Here is a 19,413-nt window from a genome sequence, read left to right on the forward strand (position 1 = left end):
TGTTCAGTGCCGCTCACGTCAGCGTGGGCCGCTCACGTCAGCGTGGGACAGAGCGTGGACATCACGATTCAAAGGAGAACCGCCGTGAACGAGGGGAACCTCCGCGCCGACTGGACGCGCGAGCACTGGCTCGCCGTCGCGGACGCGCTCCTCGCCGCGGTGGCCCCCCACGCCAGCGCCGGTCACGGGCGGATCACCCTCCCCGGCGCCGAGGGCGGCTACGGCCGCGCGGTCGACGGCCTCGAGGGCTTCGCCCGCACCTTCCTGCTCGCCGGCTTCCGCATCGCCGGAGCGCGCGGCGAGGGCGTCGACGACCTGATCGACTTCTACCGCCGCGGCGTCGAGACCGGCGTCGACCCCGACGCGGAGGACCGCTGGGTCCGGATCGACGAGCACGCCCAGGCCAAGGTCGAGGCGGCGTCGATCGCGCTGGTGCTCGACCTCACGCGCCCCTGGATCTGGGACCGCCTCGACGCGCGGACCCAGCAGCGCGTCGTCGACTACCTCGCCCCCGTCGTCGGCGACGACAGCTACCCGCAGACCAACTGGGTCTGGTTCCGCCTGGTCGTCGAGACCTTCCTCCGCTCGGTCGGCGGCCCGTGGTCGGCGGAGGACGTCGCCGCGGACCTCGCCCGCCACGACTCCTTCGTCCGCGAGGACGGCTGGCTCGCCGACGGCGCGGAGCGCGCCTTCGACCACTACGTCGGCTGGGCGCTGCACGTCTACCCCGTGCTCTGGGCGCGGATGTCCGGCGCGGCCGAGCTGGCCGCCCCGCGCGCCGCCGCCGACGTCGCCCGGCTCGACCGCTATCTCGACGACGCGCTGGCGCTGGTCGGCGGCGACGGCTCGCCGCTGCTGCAGGGCCGCAGCCTGATCTACCGCTTCGCCGCCGCCGCGCCGTTCTGGGCCGGCGTGATCGCCGAGGTCCCCTCGCACTCCCCGGGCCGGCTCCGCCGCGCCGCGAGCGCGATCGTCGGGCACTTCGCCGAGAACGGCGCGCCCGGCGAGGACGGCCTGCTCTCGATGGGCTGGCACGACCCGTGGCGCGAGCTCGCGCAGTCCTACTCCGGCCCCGGCTCGCCGTACTGGGCGGTCAAGGGCATGCTCGGCATCCTGCTCCCGGCCGAGCACCCGGTCTGGTCCGCGGCCTCCGAGCCGCTGCCGATCGAGCAGGGCGACGACCTCCGCGCGATCGTCTCGCCCGGCTGGATCGTCTCCGGCACGCGGGCTGACGGCATCGTCCGCGTCGTCAACCACGGCACCGACAAGGCGCTGCCCGGCACGACGACCGGCGACTCCCCGCTCTACGCGCGGCTGGGCTACTCCACCGCCACCGCGCCGCTGCTCGACGAGCGCGGCTGGGCGGAGGCGCTCGAGCAGAGCGTCGCGCTGGTCGACGCCGCGGGCGACGCGACCCACCGCACCGGCATGACGCTGACCGAGGTCCGCCTCGACGCGGACGGCCGGGTCGGCGTGGCCGGCTCGAGCGGGGACGCGCACTGGATCACTCCGGAGCGCAGCAGCCACCGCCACGGCGAGGGCCTGCGCGGAGCCGTCCGCGCCGCCGGCCGGATCAGCGTGCACTCGCTGGTGCGCGGCCCGTGGGAGCTGCGCCTCGTCCGGATCGACGAGCTCGCCGAGGGCGTGCGGGCGGAGGAGATCTCCCTGCGCATCGGCGGCTGGGCCATCGCCGGCGAGCGGATCGACGCGACCGCGGACGGCGCGACGGCTCGGGCGACCGCGGGGGTCCTCACGAGCACCCTGACCTCCCTCACCCCTGGCGCCGCCCTCGAGGTCGTCGCCCGCGACGGTGCGAGCCCGCTCGGCCCCGCGGTCGGCGTGCCGACGATCACCCTCCCGGCGGAGGTCGACGCTCTCGTCGTCGCGCTGATCGGCCTCACCGGTGAAGAAGCAGCCGGAGCGGAGGCCCCTTCCGCGGGCCCCGCCCACGTCGACGTCGGCGACGCCCTCGACGGCGACGCCCTGTCCGTGACGGCGACCTGGCCCGACGGCCTCGTCACCGAGCACCGACTCCCAGATTCCGGACGCGCCGCTCGGCAGCTCCGGTACCCGAGGACCCGAGGTGGAGTCCCGGACGCAGATGCAAAGGAGCAGCACGCATGAAGAGAAGACTGACCGCAGCCGGAGTGGCCCTGGTCGCCGCCCTGTCCCTCACCGCCTGCTCGGCGGGAGGCGGCGGTGACGCCCCCGCGGCCGACGGCCCGATCACGCTCAGCCTCTCCGGCTGGAGCCTGAGCACGACGCCGGAGTTCCAGGCGCTCGCCGACGCGTTCCACGAGAAGGACCCCGACGTCACGATCGAGGTCAAGGAGTACGACGCGACCAACTACGACACCCTGATGACCGCGGACCTCGCGGCCGGCAGCGGTCCGGACATCGTCACGCAGAAGAACGTCAAGAACGTCGTCACCTACCAGGCCGGCGGCCAGCTGCTCGACGTCTCCGACATCGAGCTGCCCGACGACCTCGGCGGCGTGGAGGCCTACCAGGTCGACGACAAGCAGTGGGCGGCGCCCTACCGCCAGGACTCCTGGGTCCTCTTCTACAACAAGGCCCTCTTCGACCAGGCCGGCGTCGCCTACCCCGACGGCTCCTGGACCTGGGACGACTACGAGGCCACCGCCGAGCAGCTGACCACCGCGCTCGCCGCGGCCGGCAGCAGCGCCGCCGGCACCTACGAGCACAGCTGGCAGTCGACGGTGCAGGGCTTCGCGAGCGCGCAGACCCCGGACATCGACATCCTCGACGCCGAATACGGCTACCTCGAGCCCTACTACGAGCGCGCCCTCGCGCTCCAGGACGCGGGTGCGCAGGCGGAGTACAACACGATCGTCGCGAACAAGCTGACCTACCAGGCCGAGTTCGGCAAGCAGAACGCCGCGATGATGCCGATGGGCACCTGGTTCGTCGCGTCGCTGATCGCCCAGCAGGCGTCCGGCGACTCGGACACCTTCGACTGGGGCTTCGCACCGATCCCGCAGTTCGACGAGTCGACGACCGGCATGGACCAGACCCCCGTGACCTTCGGCGACCCGACCGGCTTCGGCATCAACGCCGGCATCGACTCGGGCAAGCAGGCCGCCGCGAAGGAGTTCCTCGAGTTCGCGTCGAGCGAGGAGGGCGCGGAGGTCGTCGCCTCCCTCGGCATCACCCCCGCCCTCACCAGCGACGCGGTCGCCGAGACCTACTTCGCGGTCGACAGCGCGCCGACCGACGAGGTCTCGAAGTTCGCCTGGTCGTCGCACGACACCAAGCCGGAGAACCCGACCTCGGCCAAGACGGCCGCCGTCCAGAACGTGCTCCTCGACCTGCACACCGCCGTCATGTCGGGCTCGACGAGCCTCGACGACGCCGTGAAGACCGCTGAGGACCGCGTGAAGAACGAAGTCGGCACGAACTGACTCCCCGCGGTGGCCGGCCCCGCACGGGCCGGCCACCGCCCCCCTCTTCTTCCCCCTCGGACCCTGGAGGTCTCATGACGACCCTCGCCGCCGCGGACGCCGGCCCGTCGACTCCGCCGACGCCGTCGCCCCTGCCGCCCCGACGACGACGCTCCGCGTACGCCGTCCGGAACATGCTGATCGGCTGGACCTTCATCCTCCCGAACTTCCTGGGCTTCGCCGCGCTCACGCTCGTGCCGGTGATCACCCTCTTCTACATGTCGATGACCGACTGGAACGTCTTCGGCCAGGCGAACTGGGTCGGCATCGCGAACTTCCAGCGCCTGATCGGCGACGCGAGCTTCCGCATCGCGCTGCTGAACACGCTCTACTACGCCGCGCTGCACATCCCGCTGACACTCGTCGTCTCGCTCGGGCTCGCGCTGCTGCTCAACAACAAGCTCCGCGGCGTCGCGTTCTTCCGCACGGCCGCGTTCTTCCCCTACATCACCTCGATCGTCGCGATCGCCGTGGTCTGGAACCTGCTCTTCAGCCCGGAGTACGGCCCGATCAACCAGCTGCTCGGCCTGATCGGCATCTCCGACCCGCCCGGCTGGCTGACCTCGTCCGAGTGGGCGATGCCCGCGGTCGTGATCATCAGCACCTGGCGGGACATGGGCTACTACATGATCCTGTTCCTCGCCGGGCTGCAGACCGTGCCGCGCGAGCTGCACGAGGCCGCCCGCGTCGACGGCGCCTCGGTCTGGCAGCGCTTCGTCAACGTGACGATCCCGTGCCTGCGGCCGACCACCTTCTTCGTGACGGTGATGCTCACCATCAACTCGTTCAAGATCTTCGACCTGATCCTCGTGATGACGCAGGGCGGCCCGGGTCAGGCGACCCTCGTGCTCTCGCAGTTCATCTACCAGAAGGGCTTCCAGGAGAACCAGTTCGGCTACGCGTCGGCGGTCTCGGTCGTGCTCTTCCTGCTCTGCATCCTCGTGACGCTGGCCCAGTTCTTCCTCAACCGAAGGAGCGAGTCCCGATGACCGGACTTCTCATCCCCGACGGCGCTCCCACCGTCGTCGGCGTGAACGAGCCGCTGCCGCCGCGCCGCAAGGAGGCCGGCCGCTCCCCGGCGCGCAGGGCGGGCCGCGTCCTCGGCTACGCGGTGATGATCATCGCCGCCGCGGCGCTGCTGCTGCCGTTCTTCTGGATGATCACGAGCTCGGTGAAGACGCCGAACGAGGTCTTCTCGGTGCCGGTGAAGTGGTTCCCGGAGACCTGGGTCTGGAGCAACTACGTCCAGATCTGGACCCAGTCGGGCATGCTCACCTGGATCCGGAACACGCTGCTGCTCGCGGTCGTCGTCACGATCCTGCAGGTGGTCACCGGCTCGTTCGCGGCCTACGGCTTCTCGCGGATGCGCTTCCCCGGCCGCGACGTGCTGTTCCTGGTCTACATCGGCACGATCGCGGTGCCGTGGCAGTCGTACATGATCCCGCAGTTCATCCTGCTGTCGAACCTCAAGGTCTCGAACACCCTCTGGGCGATCATCCTGATCCAGGCCTTCGGCGCCTTCGGCGTGTTCCTGATGAAGCAGTTCTACGAGACGATCCCGGAGGAGCTCTCCGAGGCCGCGCGGATCGACGGCCTGAGCGAGTACGGCATCTGGGCGCGGATCATGGTGCCGCTGTCGATCCCCGCGATCGCGAGCCTCACGCTGCTGACCTTCGTCGCCACCTGGAACGACTACCTCGGACCGCTGATCTACCTGCGGAACCCGGACCTCTGGACGATCCAGCTGGGCCTGCAGAGCTTCGTCAGCACGCTCTACGACGCCAACTACGCGCTGCTGTTCGCCGGCCTCGTGATCTCGGTGGTCCCGATCGCCGTGATCTTCCTCCTCGGCCAGAAGTACTTCGTCGAGGGCATCGCGACCAGCGGACTGAAGGGCTGATCGTGCGCCGCATCCCGAACGGCCTCTACGCCTCGCTCTTCGGCGTCGCCTACCTGATCCTGGTGACGAACGTGCTGCTCCTGGTCGCCTGCCTGCCACTCGTGCTGCTGCTGGTGACGACGGATCCGGTGCTCTCCTGGCCGCTGCTCGCGGTGGCGCTGCCGCTCTGCGCGCCGGCCCTGATGGGCGCCGCCGCGGTCTTCGCGGCGCACTCGCGCGGCGAGACCGCGGTCGTGCGGACGTTCTGGCGGGCGTGGCGCGCGAGCTGGCGCCGCCCCGTGTGGCTGCTGACCGCCGCCACCGCGGTCGTCGTGCTGGTGCTCGTCGACGTGCGGTTCCTCGCGCCGATGCAGATCGGCGTGGTCGTCATCCCGTTCCTCGCGATCATCGCCCTCCTCGTCGTCGGCTGCGTCCCCGTGGCGCTGGTCGCCCTCGCGGAGGCGGGCACCTCGACGCTGCGGCAGGCCGTCAAGGCGGCGGTGTTCCTCGCCGCCCGCCGCTGGCACCTGTCGGTGGTCTCACTGCTGGTCCTCGCGTTCCAGGCGTACCTCTTCACCGCCTCGCCCGCGCTCGCCCTCGGCGTCTCGGCCGCTCCCGCCCTCTACCTGGTCTGGGCGAACGCCCGGTTCACCCTCCGCCCCGCGCTCGCCGCCGACCAGCCGGTCGCGGCCTGACCTCCCACGAAGGACTCTCCCCATGACGACCACTCCACCCACCACGGGGAGGACGACCACCGAGCAGGCCGTGGCGGACGCCCTCGAGGTCGTCCGCCGGATGATCGGGGCCTTCGGCTCCGCCTACCCCGACGACACCACCACGGACGGCCGCTACCCGATCCGCCCCGCGGCACAGGGCTTCGCGGCCGGCGCCAACCGCGGCTGGACGACGAGCTTCTGGCCGGGCATGCAGTGGATCGCCTGGGAGGCGACCGGCGAGGACGTCTTCCTCGACGCCGCCCGCGGCCACCTGCACGACTTCGCCCGCCGCGTGCGGGAGGGCGAGGACCTGGAGACCCACGACCTCGGCTTCCTCTACACGCTCTCCTGCGTCGCGCCCTTCCGGCTCCTCGGCGACGAGCTCGGCCGCACCGCGGCGCTCGAGGCCGCCGAGCACCTGATGACGCGGTTCCTGCCGACGGCCGGCATCGTCCAGGCCTGGGGCGACCTCCGCGACCCGAAGCAGCGCGGCCGCACGATCATCGACTCGCTGATGAACATGCCGCTGCTGACCTGGGCCGGCGAGCAGACCGGCGACCCGCGCTACGCCGAGGCCGTCGCGCGCCACATCGAGGCGCTGCGGGTGAACATCCTCCGCCCCGACTCCTCCACCTTCCACACCTTCTACTGGGACGCCGAGACCGGCGAGCCGCTGCGCGGCGGCACCGAGCAGGGCGCGTTCGACGACTCCTGCTGGGCGCGCGGGCAGGCCTGGGGCGTCTACGGCTTCGCGATGGGCTTCCGCGTGCTCGGCGACGAGGCGCTGCTGGAGGCGTCGCGGGCCTGCGCCGAGTACTTCCTCGCGCACCTGCCGCGCGACCTCGTGCCCTACTGGGACCTCGTCTACGCCGAGGGCAGCGATGCGCCCCGGGACAGCTCGGCGGCGGCGATCGCGGTCTGCGGACTGCTCGAGCTGGCCCTGGTCGAGACCGACGCCGAGTGCGCCGCGCGCTGGCGCGACGCCGCGCACCGGATCCTCGCGGCGCTGATCCGGGAGTGCGCTCCCGAGAGCCCCGAGGCCGCGGACACCGTCCTGCTGCACAGCGTCTACGACCTGCCGAAGAACGTCGGCGTCGACGAGGGCACGCTCTGGGGCGACTACTTCTACCTGGAGGCGCTGATGCGCGTCTCGCGACCGGAATGGCGGCCCTACTGGTGAGACTCGTCCGATTCGAGAGTGCCGAGGGCGCTCGGACCGGAGTCGTGCTGGACGGCGACGGCGACCGCGACGGTGACCGCGTGCTCGATCTGGGTGCCGCGACCGTCACGGAGCTGCTCGCCGACCGCGCGCTGCTGACCGCGGCCCGGGCGGTCGGCGCTGCGACGGTGCCGCTCGACTCGCTCCGCCTCCTGCCGCCGGTCGCGCCGGGGAAGATCCTCTGCATCGGCTACAACTACCGCGGGCACGTGCCCGCCGGCGGCGAGGACCGGCCCGTGCCGACGACCCCCGACGTGTTCGTCAAGACGCCGAACACGCTCGGCGCCCCCGGCGATCCGGTGACGCTGCCGCTGACGGCGACCGACGTCGACTACGAGGGCGAGATCGCGCTCGTCATCGGCCACGGCGGGCGGGACATCCCGCTCGAGGAGGCGGCCTCGCACATCGCCGGCTACACCGTGATCAACGACGTCTCCGAGCGCAGCTGGCAGGGCCGCTCCAGCCAGTGGACGCTCGGCAAGTGCTCCGACGGCTTCGCCCCGCTCGGTCCGTGGCTCGTGACGCCCGACGAGATCGCGGACACCGGCGACCTCCGCGTCGAGGTGGTCCGCGACGGCGTCGTCACCGTCTCGCAGAGCACCGCCGACCTGGTCTTCAGCATGGCGGCGCTCGTCCACCACCTCAGCGAGGGGATGACACTCGAGCCGGGCGACGTGATCGCCACGGGCAGCCCGCAGAAGCTGCCGGAGGCGCTCGCGGTGCACCGCCCGCTGGCCGACGGCGACGCGGTCACGATCCGCGTCGACGGGATCGGCTCCCTCACCACGACCTTCCGAAAGGGACGACCATGACCGCCGACGTGCCCACACCCGCCGCCGCCTTCACCCTCGACGCCTTCCGGCTCGACGGCCGGGTCGCCGCCGTCACCGGGACCAGCCGGGGCATCGGCCGCGGCGCCGCGCTGGCGCTCGCCGAGGTCGGCGCCGACATCGCGCTGATCGACCGGGGCGACGCGAGCGAGACCGCCGAGCTGGTCCGCGGGCTGGGCCGCCGGGCGCACCTGATCCGCCGCGACTTCGCGACCGCGACGCCCGGGGAGCTGCACTCCGCGATCGACGAGGTCGTCGCCGAGCTCGGCCGGATCGATGTGCTGGTCAACAACGCCGGCACGATCAAGCGCACCCCCGCGGCCGAGCACAGCGCCGCGGACTGGGACGAGGTGCTGAAGGTGAACCTCGACTCGGTCTTCCACCTCACCCAGGCGGCCGGCCGGCGGATGATCGCGCAGGGCTCCGGGCGGATCATCACCGTCGCCTCGATGCTGTCCTTCCAGGGCGGGATCACGGTGCCCGGCTACACCGCGTCGAAGCACGCGGTCGCGGGGCTGACCAAGGCGTTCGCCAACGAGTGGGCCGCCTCCGGAGTGACCGTCAACGCGATCGCCCCCGGCTACCTCGCCACCGACAACACCGCGGCGATCCGCGCCGACGAGGCCCGCGAGGCGTCGATCGTCGCGCGCATCCCCGCCGGTCGCTGGGGCACCCCCGCCGACCTGCAGGGCGCCTTCGTGTTCCTCGCCTCGGACGCCGCCGCCTACGTCACGGGGACGATCCTCCCCGTCGACGGCGGCTGGCTCGTGCGCTGACGCCGACCGCCTCCCCGAACCCTCCCGACCAGAACCGACCGACAGGAGTCTCCGCATGGAGCAGCGCTACGCCACCAACCCCTCGCAGATCCCGGGCATGACCACGGAGGATCTGCGCCGCGAGTACCTCGTCCCCGAGGTGTTCGTCGCCGGCGAGATCCGGCTGGTCTACACGCACCACGACCGCATCGTGCTCGGCGGCGCCGTCCCCGCGGGGCAGCGGCTCGAGCTGACCGGCTACGAGGAGATCCGCAGCGAGACGTTCCTCGAGCACCGCGAGCTCGGGATCGTCAACGTCGGCGGCACCGGCACGGTGACCGCGGACGGCGAGACGTACACGCTCGTCCCGGGCGCCTGCCTGTACCTCGGCCGCGGGATCGAGGCGGTGGCGTTCGAGGACGCGGGCTCGGGTGACTCCGGCGCGCAGTTCTACCTCTTCTCCGCCCCCGCGCACACGAGCTACCCGTCGGTGCTCGTCGCGCCCGGCGAGGGCACCGTCCGCGAGCTCGGCGAGCAGGCGACGAGCAACCGCCGCACGCTCAACCAGTACATCCACGAGAACGGCGTGCGCAGCTGCCAGATCGTGATGGGCGTGACGACCCTGCACGAGGGCTCGATGTGGAACACCATGCCCGCGCACACCCACGACCGCCGCACCGAGTGCTACCTCTACTTCGACCTGCCAGAGGACGCCCGCGTGATCCACCTGCTCGGGGAGCGCCAGGAGACCCGGCACCTCGTCGTGGCCGACCGCCAGGCGATCCTCTCGCCGAGCTGGTCGCTGCACTCCGGCGTCGGTACCGCCGCGTACTCCTTCGTCTGGGCGATGGCGGGCGAGAACCAGGCGTTCGACGACATGGATGCGGCGCCGGTGAAGGACCTGGCGTGACGTCCGGATCCGCTGTCGGCGGCGTGCTGCTGGCCATGGGGGAGACCATGGCCGTGCTGGTGCCCTGCGGCGGCTCGGTCGCCGACGCGGACGACTTCCTCGTCGACGCGGGCGGTGCGGAGTCGAACGTGCTCGCGCACGCGGCGGCGCTGGGCGTCCCCGTGCGCTGGCACAGCCGGCTCGGCGCCGACGCGCTCGGCGAGCGGGTGCTCCGGCAGCTCGCGGCGCGGCGGATCGACGTCTCGTGCGTCGTCCGCGACCCCGGTCATCCCACCGGCGTCTACGTGAAGGACCCCGGCCGCGGAGTCTCCTACTACCGGGCGGGCTCGGCCGCCGCGTACCTCGACACCGCCGACGCCGATGCCGCGCCGTTCGACGACGTGGCGCTGCTGCACCTGTCCGGGATCACCGCGGCGCTCTCGGAGCCGGCCGACCGGTTCCTCCGTCGCGCGGCCCTGCGCGCCCGCGAGCTGGGCATTCCGGTGAGCCTCGACGTCAACTACCGCGCCGCGCTCTGGAGCGTCGATCGGGCGGCGCCGGTCCTCGCCGAGCTGGTCCGGCTGGCCGACGTGGTCTTCGTCGGCCGCGACGAGGCGGAGACCCTGTGGGGCACCCGCACCGCCGAGGACGTCCGGGCGCTGTTCCCGGACGTCGCCGAGCTGGTCGTCAAGGACGGCCACATCGGCGCGACGGTGTTCTGCGCCGATGCCGACGCTGCCGGCGGGGTCTTCGAGCCCTCGCACGAGGTGGAGGTGCTCGATGCGGTCGGCGCAGGCGACGCCTTCGCCGGCGGCTACCTGGCCGCCCTGCTCCAGGGCGCGGATCACGGCGCGCGCCTGCGCCGCGGCCACGACCGCGCCGCCCTCACCCTCGCCGTGGCGGGCGACTCCCTCGACGAGAGAACGGCACGACGATGACTGCGTTCACCACCACCACCACCGCGACCACCCCGACCACCCCGACCGCGAGCCCCTTCGACGAGGTCTTCGCGGGCGCCCCGCTGATGGCGATCCTGCGCGGGATGGGCGTGGAGCGCTCGATCGCCCTCGCGACGACCGCCTGGGACCTCGGCATCGACTCGGTCGAGGTGCCGCTGCAGACCGCGGAGGACGAGGTCGCCCTCCGCGAGGTCGCGCGCCTGGGCGCCGAGCGTGGCAAGACCGTCGGAGCGGGCACCATCGTCCGCCCCGAGCAGGTCGCGCTCGCTCGCGAGGCCGGCGCCGGCTACCTCGTCTCGCCGGGCCTCGACCAGCGCATCCTCGCCGCGGCCGGCGCCGTCGACCTCCCGCTGCTGCCCGGAGTCGCGACCCCCTCGGAGGTGCAGCTCGCCGCCTCGCTCGGCCTCACCTGGCTGAAGGCCTTCCCCGCGACCTGGCTCGGCGCCGGCTGGTTCAAGCACATCCGCGGCCCCTTCCCCGGCATCCGCTTCGTCGCGACCGGCGGCCTCGACGCCGCCAACGTCTCCGACTTCCTCGACGCCGGCGTCCGCGTCGCCGCCGTCGGCTCCGCCCTCGAGGACCCGGCCCAGCTCGACCGCCTCGGCGCCCTGCTCGCCGCCGCCCGCGCCTGACCGCCGCCCGCGCCTGACCGCCGCCCGCGCCTGAGCGCCGCCCTGCCTGACCCCCCGCCCTGCCTGACCCCCGCCCTGCCTGACCCCTGCCCCGCCGGACCGCCGGGCTGTCGGTTCCCCTGCATGCTGATCGAGTAGGCCACGGTGCCGGCCCTCCATGCTGATCGAGCAGCCCACGGTGCGGGCCCTCCATGCTGATCGAGCAGCCCGCCTCGCGGGCGTATCGAGATCCACCGTCTGCCGGGCCCGGGTCTCGATACGCGCTGCGCGCTACTCGACCAGCATGAAGGCGGTCCGCGGTCCGCATGCGCGCTGCCCGGCCAGGCCGCAAGGGCGCACGCAAGCTGATCGAGCAGCGCGCCTCGCACGCGCTGCATGCTGATCGAGTAGCCCGCGAAGCGGGCACACCATGCTGATCGAGTAGCCCGCGAAGCGGGCGTATCGAGATCCACCACCGTCAGAACGGCGCGGGCACGTTGTCGAACCGGGGCCCCGGCGGCCGGTCCGGCGGCCGCCCGGGCAGAGGCGGTGGCCGGTTGCTGATCCGCCGGCCGGTCGGGCTCGTCCACTCGATGGTCCCGTGGTCGTCGATCCGGTCGTAGCTCCACTGCTCTCCGTGCCGGACGTGGTGGTGGCTCGTGCAGAGCATGACGAGGTTCTCGAGCGAGGTCTCGCCGCCGTTGCGCCACTCGATCGTGTGGTCGGCCTCGGCTGTGGAGGCCGTGCGGGTGCAGCCGGGGAAGCGGCAGGTCTGATCGCGGAGCTGGAGGTGGAGGCGCATCTGCGCTGGTGGGACGCGCCAGGTGCGGCCGACGGAAACGACGGCTCCGGTGTCCTGATCAGTGAGGACGCGGGTGAAGGACGCCGCCGTGCGGATCAGCTCGCGAGCGACGTCGGCGGGGACCGGTCCGTAGCCGTCGAGGTCCGCGGGTGCGTCGTCGAGACCCGCGGCGGTGGACGCGGCGAGGGTGAGGCGCACCTCGGCGCGGACGCCGGGGACGAAGGTCGGGTCCGGCCGGTTCTTGGAATCGGGGGTCGTGCCGGCGACGTCGCCGTCGCAGAGCAGGTCGATGGCGGCGTCGGCGCTGAGTTGCTGAAGGGTGCGGGGGTCGCCGTCGTCGCGGAGGGTGCGGGCGATGCGCCGCAACCGGTCGTAGGCGCCGGAGACGACCGGTGCAGGAGCGTGAAGGCAGAGCGTCGCCATCCCGTCGACGTCCGGGGTGACCCAGACGGCGCGGTCCTCCCGGGCGCGGGCGTGCCGCTCGGCGAGGGGCTGCTCGTGCAGCTCCTCGCGCCAGCGACCGAGGGCTCGGCGCAGCTGCGTCGTCGTCATCGTGACGGCGGCGTCGGCGGCGCGCTCGTCGAGCGCCTCTCGGGACGCCTCCGGGAGACTGCTGGCCGTCCTGCAGATGACTTCGCCCGCATCCCACAGGATCCGGCCGTCGCGCAGCAGCGCGCGGGTGAGGGGCAGGTGCTCCATCAGCATCTGCGCGGTCTCGAGGCGGCGTGAGACCTCCCGCTCGGAGACGCCGAACGTGGTCGCGAGCTCGGCTCGGATGGAGCGCTCGACGAGGTCGCGGGTCTCGCTGCGGGACGTTCCGCGGGCGAACGCCTCGGGGACGCTGAGCGCGAGCCGGTACCCGCGGTTCATCCGCTCCGCCGCCCTCAGGCGCGTCGGGGAGGCGGCGCGCTCGGCGGCCGCGGCGTCGTGGAAGCAGTCGCGCACCTTCGCGAGTGCTGCCGCATCCTCATCTTCTGACATACAAGTATTGAATCAGGGACCACCGACATCGGGGCGGGGGCAGAGGCCGATCGGGGAGAGCGCAGGCGGATCGGGCGCTGGGGAGGAGGCTCGCTCCCGGATGTCTCGGCGAGGGTGGGTCTCGATACGCCGCCGGAGGCGGCTACTCGACCAGCATGAATCGACCTGCGGCTTGCGCGACCCGCAGGGAGTGCCCTGCGGGCTGCGCGACCGGCATGAGGCGGTCGGCCAGGCACCCTGGCCGCGGACTGCGCCCCCCATGCTGATCGAGTAGCCCGCGCAGCGGGCGTATTGAGATCCACCCGGGCCGAGACCGGAGCCGGCAGACCACCGAGCGGGCGGTGGTGGGTCTCGATACGCCCTTCGGGCTACTCGACCAGCATGGGCAGCCCCTGCGGGGCTACTCGACCAGCAATCTGCGGGCATCTCCCGCGAGCAGATCCGGGGTCAGCGGCGGCGGCGCAGCAGGGCGTCGACCGAGAGGCGGCCTGCTCCGGTGAGCGCGAGCGCCACCGCGCCGGCGGCCAGCACCAGGACGAACTCGATGCCGCCGGTGGCCGCGAAGAATCCGCTCGGCAGGTGGACGACGACGAGCGCGACGACCGCGGTGATCGCGAGGCCGGCGGCGGCGATCCGGGTCAGCAGGCCGACGATGATCGCGGCGCCGCCGAGCAGCTCGGTGAAGGCGGCGACCGGGGCGAGGACGGCCGCGAACGGGATCCCCATCGCTCCGAAGCCCTCGGTCGTCGCCGCGAGGCCGTCGACGGCGATCTTCTGCCAGCCGTGCGCGAGGAACACGGCGCCCAGCGCGAGGCGGAGGACGAGCAGCCCGGCGGAGGTCCCCGGCAGCGCGCCGCGGCGGGCCGTGGAGGAGGTGGTCGGGCGGTCGAGCGTGGTGGTCATGGCGTGCCTTCCGGTCGGAGCGGATCTCGAGGGGGAGTGCCGCACGCCGTCGTGCTCGTGGTCGACCGTAGGCGCGACCGCCGCCCGCACGAGCGCCGTGGAGTGGACACTGAGAACTCGCACAGGCTCACCCCAGGCTCCAGCCCCCGCACACGCCGGAGCCGACGCCGCCCTCCTCACGAAGGCGACGCCGGCTCCCGCACCGGTCCTCAGCAGCTCGCGGCCGGATACTCCTCGCTCTGCTCCCGCGTCGCGTCCTCCCCGTCGACGGTGCCCGTCACGGTCAGGTCGACCGCGTCGGCCGGCACCGTCTTGGCCCGGGTGGTGAAGGAGTGGAACACGCTCTTGCCGGGCGCGACGGCGGTGAACGCTTTCTCGCCGTAGGCCGTCGTCATCGTGATCCCCACCGGCACGTCGGCCGTGTTGACCGCGGTGACGCCCAGCTGCACCTTGCCCGCCACGCACCGGCTCTGCACCGTCACGTCCAGGTCCGGCAGTGCCGGCGCGGCGGGGGCGACCGCCGCGACTCCGAGCCACGAGATCACCGGCTTCTCGCCGCCCGCGCCCTCGTTCGTCACCCGGTACTCCACCGTGGTCGGCGCCGCAAGGGTGAAGGTCAGCGCCCCGGTCAGCGGCGTGCTCGTGCCCGACAGCGGGATGTTGCCCTTGGCCAGCTCCACGCCCCCGGCCGAGACCGTGTGGTTCATCGTCCGGCTGAGGTTCCACCACTCGGTGAACCCGCCCGTCAGCGTGTACGTCCCGGCGGCCAGCGGCAGCCGGTAGATCAGCTGCGTCGTGTCCTGGTAGAGACCGGTCGAGAACTTGTCGTTGACGTCCGTCCCGGTCTTCACCTTCATGCCCTCGGGCGCGAAGCCCCACTGGTCGGCGGCGGTCGAGGCCCGGTCCGACACGGCGTTGAGCAGCGACGGGACGGCCGCCTGCACCGCGCCGTACTGCGGCGAGGAGGTCGCCGCGGTGCCGGAGTCGATGTAGTAGACGAGCCCCTCGGGCACGATCTCGTAGCGCGCGGTCACCTTCGCGCCGTTCGCGAGCGTCCCGCGCAGGGTCACCGGCGCGTAGTCGGTGCGGGTCTGGGCCGCGGAGTCCGCGTCCCAGGTGACGCCGGTCGAGGCACCGTCGACCGTCACGGTGGTCGGCAGCGCGGCGCTCGCGGTGAGCGCGCCCTGGTAGCCGAGGTCGCGGGTGACGCTCTGGACGTAGACGAGGGCGAGCCGTGCGTTGTAGCCGCTCGTCCCGTCGGTCCCGAAGGACACGTCCACGACGCCCGGCGCCGCGAGGGTCACCTGCTGGCGCACCGGCGTCGCCGCCCCGGTCGAGACCGCGGTGGCCCGCTTCGTCGTGCCGGCCGCGGTGACGGTCGAGACGACGTTGGTGGTCAGGCCGGCCCGCGGCGCCTGCACGGCGACGATGTCGTAGGTGCCGGCGGGCAGGGTCAGGTGCGTCACGACGGGCTTGCCGAAGTCGGCCGGCACGTACGAGGAGCTCCAGTCCGCGGGGTTGCCGGGCGCGACGGCGCCGGTCGATGTGGTCGAGTAGCCCCACGTGCTCCCCGCGGAGACGCCGTCCCACTTCCGGTCGGCGGCGTCGTTGAGGACGCCCGGCTGGCTCGCCTTCACGGCCGCGTAGGCGGATCCGGCTGCCGAGCCGCTCGACCCCGAGTCGACGAAGTAGCGCAGGTCGGCCGGAGTGACGAGCAGCGGTACCGAGAAGCGCTGGAACACTCCGGTCGAGGCGACCTTCTCGGTGGTCCGGCCGGTCAGCCGCACCGTGCCGAGCTCGGCCGTCCCGGCGAGGGCCTGCGCGGCTCCCGCGTCCCAGGTGACGGCGCGCTCGGCGCCCTCGAGGGTCACGGTCTTCGGCAGTCCGGCGGAGGCGGTCCCGGCGATCAGGCCGAGGTCGCGGACGTCGGTGCTCACGCCCTCGGGCACGAGCTCCGCTGCGGTCCGGCTGAGGCGCGCCACCAGAGCGGCGGCCCCCTCCGCGTCGAGTCCGTAGCCGGCCGGGTCGGCCAGCGCCGATCGGGCGGAACCCACGACGCTCGTGAACGGAGCCCAGGAGGAGGCGCTCCACTCCGCCTCGACGAACCGCTCGGCCGTCGCCAGCGCCGCCGCGAGGACGGCCGTGTCGACCGCGGACGAGTCCGCGTTCGCGACGACCACGCCGACCGCGTCGACGTTGAGCACGCCGTCGTTCGCCGTCTCCAGCACCACCGTGTGCTCGCCGTCCGCGAGACCGCGGAGCTGGAACGCCGTGCGCTCGCTGCCTGCGGCCCAGGTCGGCGCGTTCGTCGCCACCCGGACGCCGTCCACGGTGACGTTCAGCGTCGCCGCCCCGGTGTTGCTGCCGAGGACGTCGAGTCCGGTCCCGGTGAAGGAGTAGCTCAGCGCCGCGCCCTTCCCGGTGCTCTTCGACGCCGTGCGCTGCCACTCGAACATGCCCTGGCCGTTGACGTGCGTCCACTGCTCGTCGAACTCGAGGATCGGCGTCGAGCCGTCGCTCCAGCTGGTCTGGTGCATGCCGTCGACGACGGTGGAGTAGTAGGGAGTGAAGCCGGGCACCTGCTCGACGACGAGGTCGTCGAACTGCGTGAACGTGAAGGCCGAGCCGAGCTGCACGCGCCCCGCGGCCTGCGGCGCGGGGTCGGTGTAGGCCGCGACCTGCACGCCGTTGAGGTACGCGGTGTAGCGGTCGCCCGCCACCTGCACGGCGATCCGGTTCCACACTCCGGTGCCGGTGCGGAACGCCGTGCCGGGGGTGGCGGAGGCGGTGCCGGACGCGACGGAGGTGCCGTAGCGCAGCAGGCTCCAGGCGCCCGTCGCGTCGACCCGCAGCTCGGCCGCGGAGACGTTCTGGCCGTTGGGCGTCCCGCCCTGCTCGCGGGCGCCGAGGGTCGCGTACGGGGTGCCGCCGTTCTCGAAGAGCACGTCGACCGAGGCGCGATAGTTCGCCCAGCGGTAGTCGCCGATCGTCGTCTTCGGGTCGCCGCCGTTCCAGGCCGAGCCGTTCATGCCCGGGCCGACCTGCTGGCGCAGCACGCGGTCGCGCGCGGCATCGCCGGTGGCCACGGACTCGAAGGCGCCGTTGGTGTCGTTCGTGTAGCGCGGGATCGCGCCGTCGTCCTCCGGCTGCACCGCGGGGGTGCCGGCGGGCTTCGCCTTCGCGCCACGGCTGTCGAGGAACGACTCGCCGGAGTCGCTCAGCGCGCCGGTCGCCGGGTCGTAGGAGCGGATGTCTGCCGCCTCGGCGTAGTCGAAGTCGTCCGCGTAGAGGACGGAGTCGGTGGTGACGCCGTTGACGTCGCCGCTCGCGTCGGTGTCGAGCACGTCGCGGCCGCCGTCGGCGTCGGTGTACTCGGGCGAGGTCGGCAGGGTCGAGCCGTAGCCCTCGCGCGGAGTGAGGACACCGCCGGCGCTCGCCGCGTGGTCGAGCGTGGTCGCGGTCGCCGTCGACCAGGGCTTCACCGTCACCGTGTAGACGCCGCCCTGGGCGGACAGCTCCGACACGGGCACGACGTAGTTCGCGTCGTAGGCCTCACCGGCGTCGGCCGCGCGGGTCTCCCAGACCTCCATCGTGCGGTCGTCGCCCAGGTCGAGGTCCTCCGCGGAGATCGCGTAGGTCTTCTCGAACGGGCTGTCGTTGACGATCACCGTGGAGAAGTCCGAGCCGTCGGGCGCGGCGAGCGTCGTGTACGACACCGCGCCGGTCGACGCTCCGCTGGGCGGGTTGCCGCCGCCGAGCGCGCTGCCGGAGGCCTGCGGGATGCCGCGCCAGACGCCGGCGGTGTTGTCCTCGTTCTCCCAGCCGAGCTGCGCGAACTGCGTGTACTGCTCGACCGCGGCCAGGCCGCCGTCGTAGTACAGCCAGCCCGACCACGGGTCGCGAGCGCTGACGAGCTCCTTCGAGGAGTACTGGAAGCCGTCGTAGAAGGAGCCGATCGCCGGCTGGAAGATGTTCAGGGTCCGGAGCGACTTCGCGAAGCCGGAGGTGACCCAGTTGCTCATCTCGAGCGCGCTGTTGGTGCCGCCGAACTCCGTCCCGGTGCCGCCCTGGCCGTCGGGGTTGGTGTTGTTCGGGCGGTCGGCGGAGTTGGAGAAGGTCGCCTGGCCCTCGGAGTTCCAGATCTCCTTGTCGTAGGTCTGCGCGAACTTCTTGAGGTTCCCGTTCGCGTCGTCCGAGGTGGCGTAGTGGAAGCCGACGACGTCGACGGCGTCGCGGAGCGACGGGTCGGTGGTCGAGTTCAGCTGGTCGCCGAAGGAGGTCGGGGGAGTGCCGACCGTGTCCGCCGCGACCGTGCGGATCGCGCGGTAGCGCTCGCCCTCGTCCGCCGAGGCGAAGCCGTTGTTCGGATCCTGCGCGCTCGCGCCCTCGTAGCCCTTGGTGTCGGTGCGGAGCCAGGTGGAGAACTTCTTGTAGAGCGCGGCGTTCGGGCTCGTGGTCTCGTTGGTGTCCGGGTTGATCGAGTCGACCATGATCCCGTACTCGCGCTCCGCGGCCAGGACGGTGTTCTTGAACCAGATGTACTGGTCCTCGTCGCTGGTCACCCAGGTGGGGCGGCTCCAGCGCAGGATGCTGACGTGCACGTCGCCCTCGGCGACCTTCTGGGCGTCCGCGGCCAGCTGGAAGCCGGGCTCGCGCTGCACGTTCGGGTACTCGTCGCGCGAGCGCATCGTCGCGACGTTCGGCCCGGTCGAGGTGTTGCGGTCGTTGCCCATCTCGATCTTGATGGTGGTCATGATCGGGTGCTCGCCGCCGAAGAGCGTCTCGATCAGCTCCCAGTACTTCTCGGGGTGCTGCGACTTGTAGTCGAGCAGCAGGGCGCTGGTCGAGTTCGCGGAGAGGATGCCGAAGCCCTTGAAGGTCAGCGCGTTGACGCTCTCCGCCGCGGCGGCGACGTCGGCCGCGGTGACGGCGACGGCCTGCACGTCCGACGGCGCGGCCTGGGCGGCCGGCACCTGGGCGAGCCCCGCGGCGAGCAGGGCGCCGAGCGCGGTCGCCGCGACGAGGGTCCGCCCCCTCCCCTCCTTCCTGCGGTGCGGCCTGCTGTGCGAGGGGGGCTCGGGCTGCGAGCCTCGAGCGTGCCGGGGAGAGCGGTTGAGCATGAGTGCGCCTCGTCGTCGAGTCGAATGGGATGAGCGATCCGCCAACTCCGATCATTTCAGAACATGCGGAGAGCGATCGCTGTGGTCACCGTATCCGAGCGGTTTCGCGGGCGCAACGGCTCTAAGCGGCGCGCGAGCAGGGTCTTTCTTCCTGGAGCGACCACGGGATAGTCTGCTCGGCAGCGCGGAACGCTCTTTCTCGATGATCGATAATGATCGAAAGAGAGGGTCGGGGCGTGCGACGACGAGTCGGCGACGAGGCCGACCGGAGAACGGAGAACCCCCGCC

At 72.4% G+C, this 19,413-nt stretch carries 14 protein-coding genes; 11 read left to right on the top strand and 3 right to left on the bottom strand.

Annotation, left to right across the window (positions count from 1 at the left end; all coding sequences use genetic code 11):
• Nucleotides 1-84: 84 nt before the first annotated feature.
• The 11 genes from EDF45_RS11460 (at nucleotide 85) to EDF45_RS11510 (ending at nucleotide 11,340) form a co-directional block, all read left to right on the top strand.
• The gene (locus tag EDF45_RS11460) at nucleotides 85-2,124 is read left to right on the top strand and encodes a DUF2264 domain-containing protein (RefSeq protein WP_123736089.1); all 2,040 of its coding nucleotides are present in this window, start codon (nucleotides 85-87) and stop codon (nucleotides 2,122-2,124) included.
• The gene (locus EDF45_RS11465; RefSeq protein ID WP_123736088.1) at nucleotides 2,121-3,422 is read left to right on the top strand and encodes an extracellular solute-binding protein; all 1,302 of its coding nucleotides are present in this window, start codon (nucleotides 2,121-2,123) and stop codon (nucleotides 3,420-3,422) included. Before EDF45_RS11460 ends, EDF45_RS11465 begins: the two co-directional genes overlap by 4 nt.
• A gap of 74 nt (nucleotides 3,423-3,496) precedes the next feature.
• Nucleotides 3,497-4,450 carry a carbohydrate ABC transporter permease gene (locus tag EDF45_RS11470; protein ID WP_123447343.1) on the top strand — a complete coding sequence of 318 codons (954 nt, stop codon included), beginning with the start codon at nucleotides 3,497-3,499 and terminating at the stop codon, nucleotides 4,448-4,450.
• The gene (locus tag EDF45_RS11475; RefSeq protein ID WP_123736087.1) at nucleotides 4,447-5,361 is read left to right on the top strand and encodes a carbohydrate ABC transporter permease; all 915 of its coding nucleotides are present in this window, start codon (nucleotides 4,447-4,449) and stop codon (nucleotides 5,359-5,361) included. Before EDF45_RS11470 ends, EDF45_RS11475 begins: the two co-directional genes overlap by 4 nt.
• A gap of 2 nt (nucleotides 5,362-5,363) precedes the next feature.
• Nucleotides 5,364-6,035, top strand: coding sequence for a ferredoxin-NADPH reductase (locus EDF45_RS11480; RefSeq protein ID WP_123736086.1), 672 nt, complete (start codon nucleotides 5,364-5,366; stop codon nucleotides 6,033-6,035).
• 22 nt (nucleotides 6,036-6,057) lie between these two features.
• A complete protein-coding gene (locus tag EDF45_RS11485) occupies nucleotides 6,058-7,236 on the top strand; it encodes a glycoside hydrolase family 88 protein (protein ID WP_123736085.1) in 1,179 nt (392 codons plus the stop codon).
• Nucleotides 7,233-8,087 carry a fumarylacetoacetate hydrolase family protein gene (locus tag EDF45_RS11490; protein ID WP_260312165.1) on the top strand — a complete coding sequence of 285 codons (855 nt, stop codon included), beginning with the start codon at nucleotides 7,233-7,235 and terminating at the stop codon, nucleotides 8,085-8,087. Before EDF45_RS11485 ends, EDF45_RS11490 begins: the two co-directional genes overlap by 4 nt.
• On the top strand, nucleotides 8,084-8,881 hold the full coding sequence (kduD, locus tag EDF45_RS11495) for a 2-dehydro-3-deoxy-D-gluconate 5-dehydrogenase KduD (protein ID WP_123736083.1): 798 nt from the start codon (nucleotides 8,084-8,086) through the stop codon (nucleotides 8,879-8,881). Before EDF45_RS11490 ends, kduD begins: the two co-directional genes overlap by 4 nt.
• Nucleotides 8,882-8,936: 55 nt before the next feature.
• Complete coding sequence (kduI, locus tag EDF45_RS11500; protein WP_123736082.1) at nucleotides 8,937-9,770, top strand: 5-dehydro-4-deoxy-D-glucuronate isomerase; 834 nt, start codon at nucleotides 8,937-8,939, stop codon at nucleotides 9,768-9,770.
• Complete coding sequence (locus EDF45_RS11505; RefSeq protein WP_260312164.1) at nucleotides 9,767-10,687, top strand: sugar kinase; 921 nt, start codon at nucleotides 9,767-9,769, stop codon at nucleotides 10,685-10,687. Before kduI ends, EDF45_RS11505 begins: the two co-directional genes overlap by 4 nt.
• The gene (locus EDF45_RS11510; RefSeq protein WP_123736081.1) at nucleotides 10,684-11,340 is read left to right on the top strand and encodes a bifunctional 4-hydroxy-2-oxoglutarate aldolase/2-dehydro-3-deoxy-phosphogluconate aldolase; all 657 of its coding nucleotides are present in this window, start codon (nucleotides 10,684-10,686) and stop codon (nucleotides 11,338-11,340) included. The genes EDF45_RS11505 and EDF45_RS11510 overlap by 4 nt, the downstream gene beginning before the upstream one ends.
• Nucleotides 11,341-11,797: 457 nt before the next feature.
• Here the strand turns inward: EDF45_RS11510 and EDF45_RS11515 are convergent, their stop codons facing one another.
• The 3 genes from EDF45_RS11515 to EDF45_RS11525 all read right to left on the bottom strand — a co-directional run bounded on the left by EDF45_RS11515 (nucleotide 11,798) and on the right by EDF45_RS11525 (nucleotide 19,125).
• Nucleotides 11,798-13,102: an HNH endonuclease signature motif containing protein gene (locus EDF45_RS11515; RefSeq protein WP_123736080.1), complete on the bottom strand. Its 1,305-nt coding sequence runs from the start codon at nucleotides 13,100-13,102 to the stop codon at nucleotides 11,798-11,800.
• Nucleotides 13,103-13,549: 447 nt separating this feature from the next.
• The gene (locus EDF45_RS11520) at nucleotides 13,550-14,005 is read right to left on the bottom strand and encodes a DoxX family protein (RefSeq protein WP_123736079.1); all 456 of its coding nucleotides are present in this window, start codon (nucleotides 14,003-14,005) and stop codon (nucleotides 13,550-13,552) included.
• A 209-nt stretch (nucleotides 14,006-14,214) separates the two neighbouring features.
• On the bottom strand, nucleotides 14,215-19,125 hold the full coding sequence (locus EDF45_RS11525; protein WP_123736078.1) for a hypothetical protein: 4,911 nt from the start codon (nucleotides 19,123-19,125) through the stop codon (nucleotides 14,215-14,217).
• Between the last annotated feature and the right edge of the window lie 288 nt (nucleotides 19,126-19,413).

It is taken from the genome of Rathayibacter sp. PhB186, from assembly GCF_003751825.1.
GTDB classification, from domain to species: domain Bacteria; phylum Actinomycetota; class Actinomycetes; order Actinomycetales; family Microbacteriaceae; genus Rathayibacter; species Rathayibacter festucae.

Bases quoted from the DNA above. Each gene is read 5' to 3' on its own strand.
- kduI (WP_123736082.1), top strand. From the start codon at position 8,937: ATGGAGCAGCGCTACGCCACCAACCCCTCGCAGATCCCGGGCATGACC.
- EDF45_RS11470 (WP_123447343.1), top strand. From the start codon at position 3,497: ATGACGACCCTCGCCGCCGCGGACGCCGGCCCGTCGACTCCGCCGACG.
- EDF45_RS11465 (WP_123736088.1), top strand. From the start codon at position 2,121: ATGAAGAGAAGACTGACCGCAGCCGGAGTGGCCCTGGTCGCCGCCCTG.
- EDF45_RS11520 (WP_123736079.1), bottom strand. From the start codon at position 14,005: ATGACCACCACGCTCGACCGCCCGACCACCTCCTCCACGGCCCGCCGC.
- EDF45_RS11515 (WP_123736080.1), bottom strand. From the start codon at position 13,102: ATGTCAGAAGATGAGGATGCGGCAGCACTCGCGAAGGTGCGCGACTGC.
- EDF45_RS11510 (WP_123736081.1), top strand. From the start codon at position 10,684: ATGACTGCGTTCACCACCACCACCACCGCGACCACCCCGACCACCCCG.
- EDF45_RS11525 (WP_123736078.1), bottom strand. From the start codon at position 19,125: ATGCTCAACCGCTCTCCCCGGCACGCTCGAGGCTCGCAGCCCGAGCCC.
- EDF45_RS11485 (WP_123736085.1), top strand. From the start codon at position 6,058: ATGACGACCACTCCACCCACCACGGGGAGGACGACCACCGAGCAGGCC.
- kduD (WP_123736083.1), top strand. From the start codon at position 8,084: ATGACCGCCGACGTGCCCACACCCGCCGCCGCCTTCACCCTCGACGCC.
- EDF45_RS11475 (WP_123736087.1), top strand. From the start codon at position 4,447: ATGACCGGACTTCTCATCCCCGACGGCGCTCCCACCGTCGTCGGCGTG.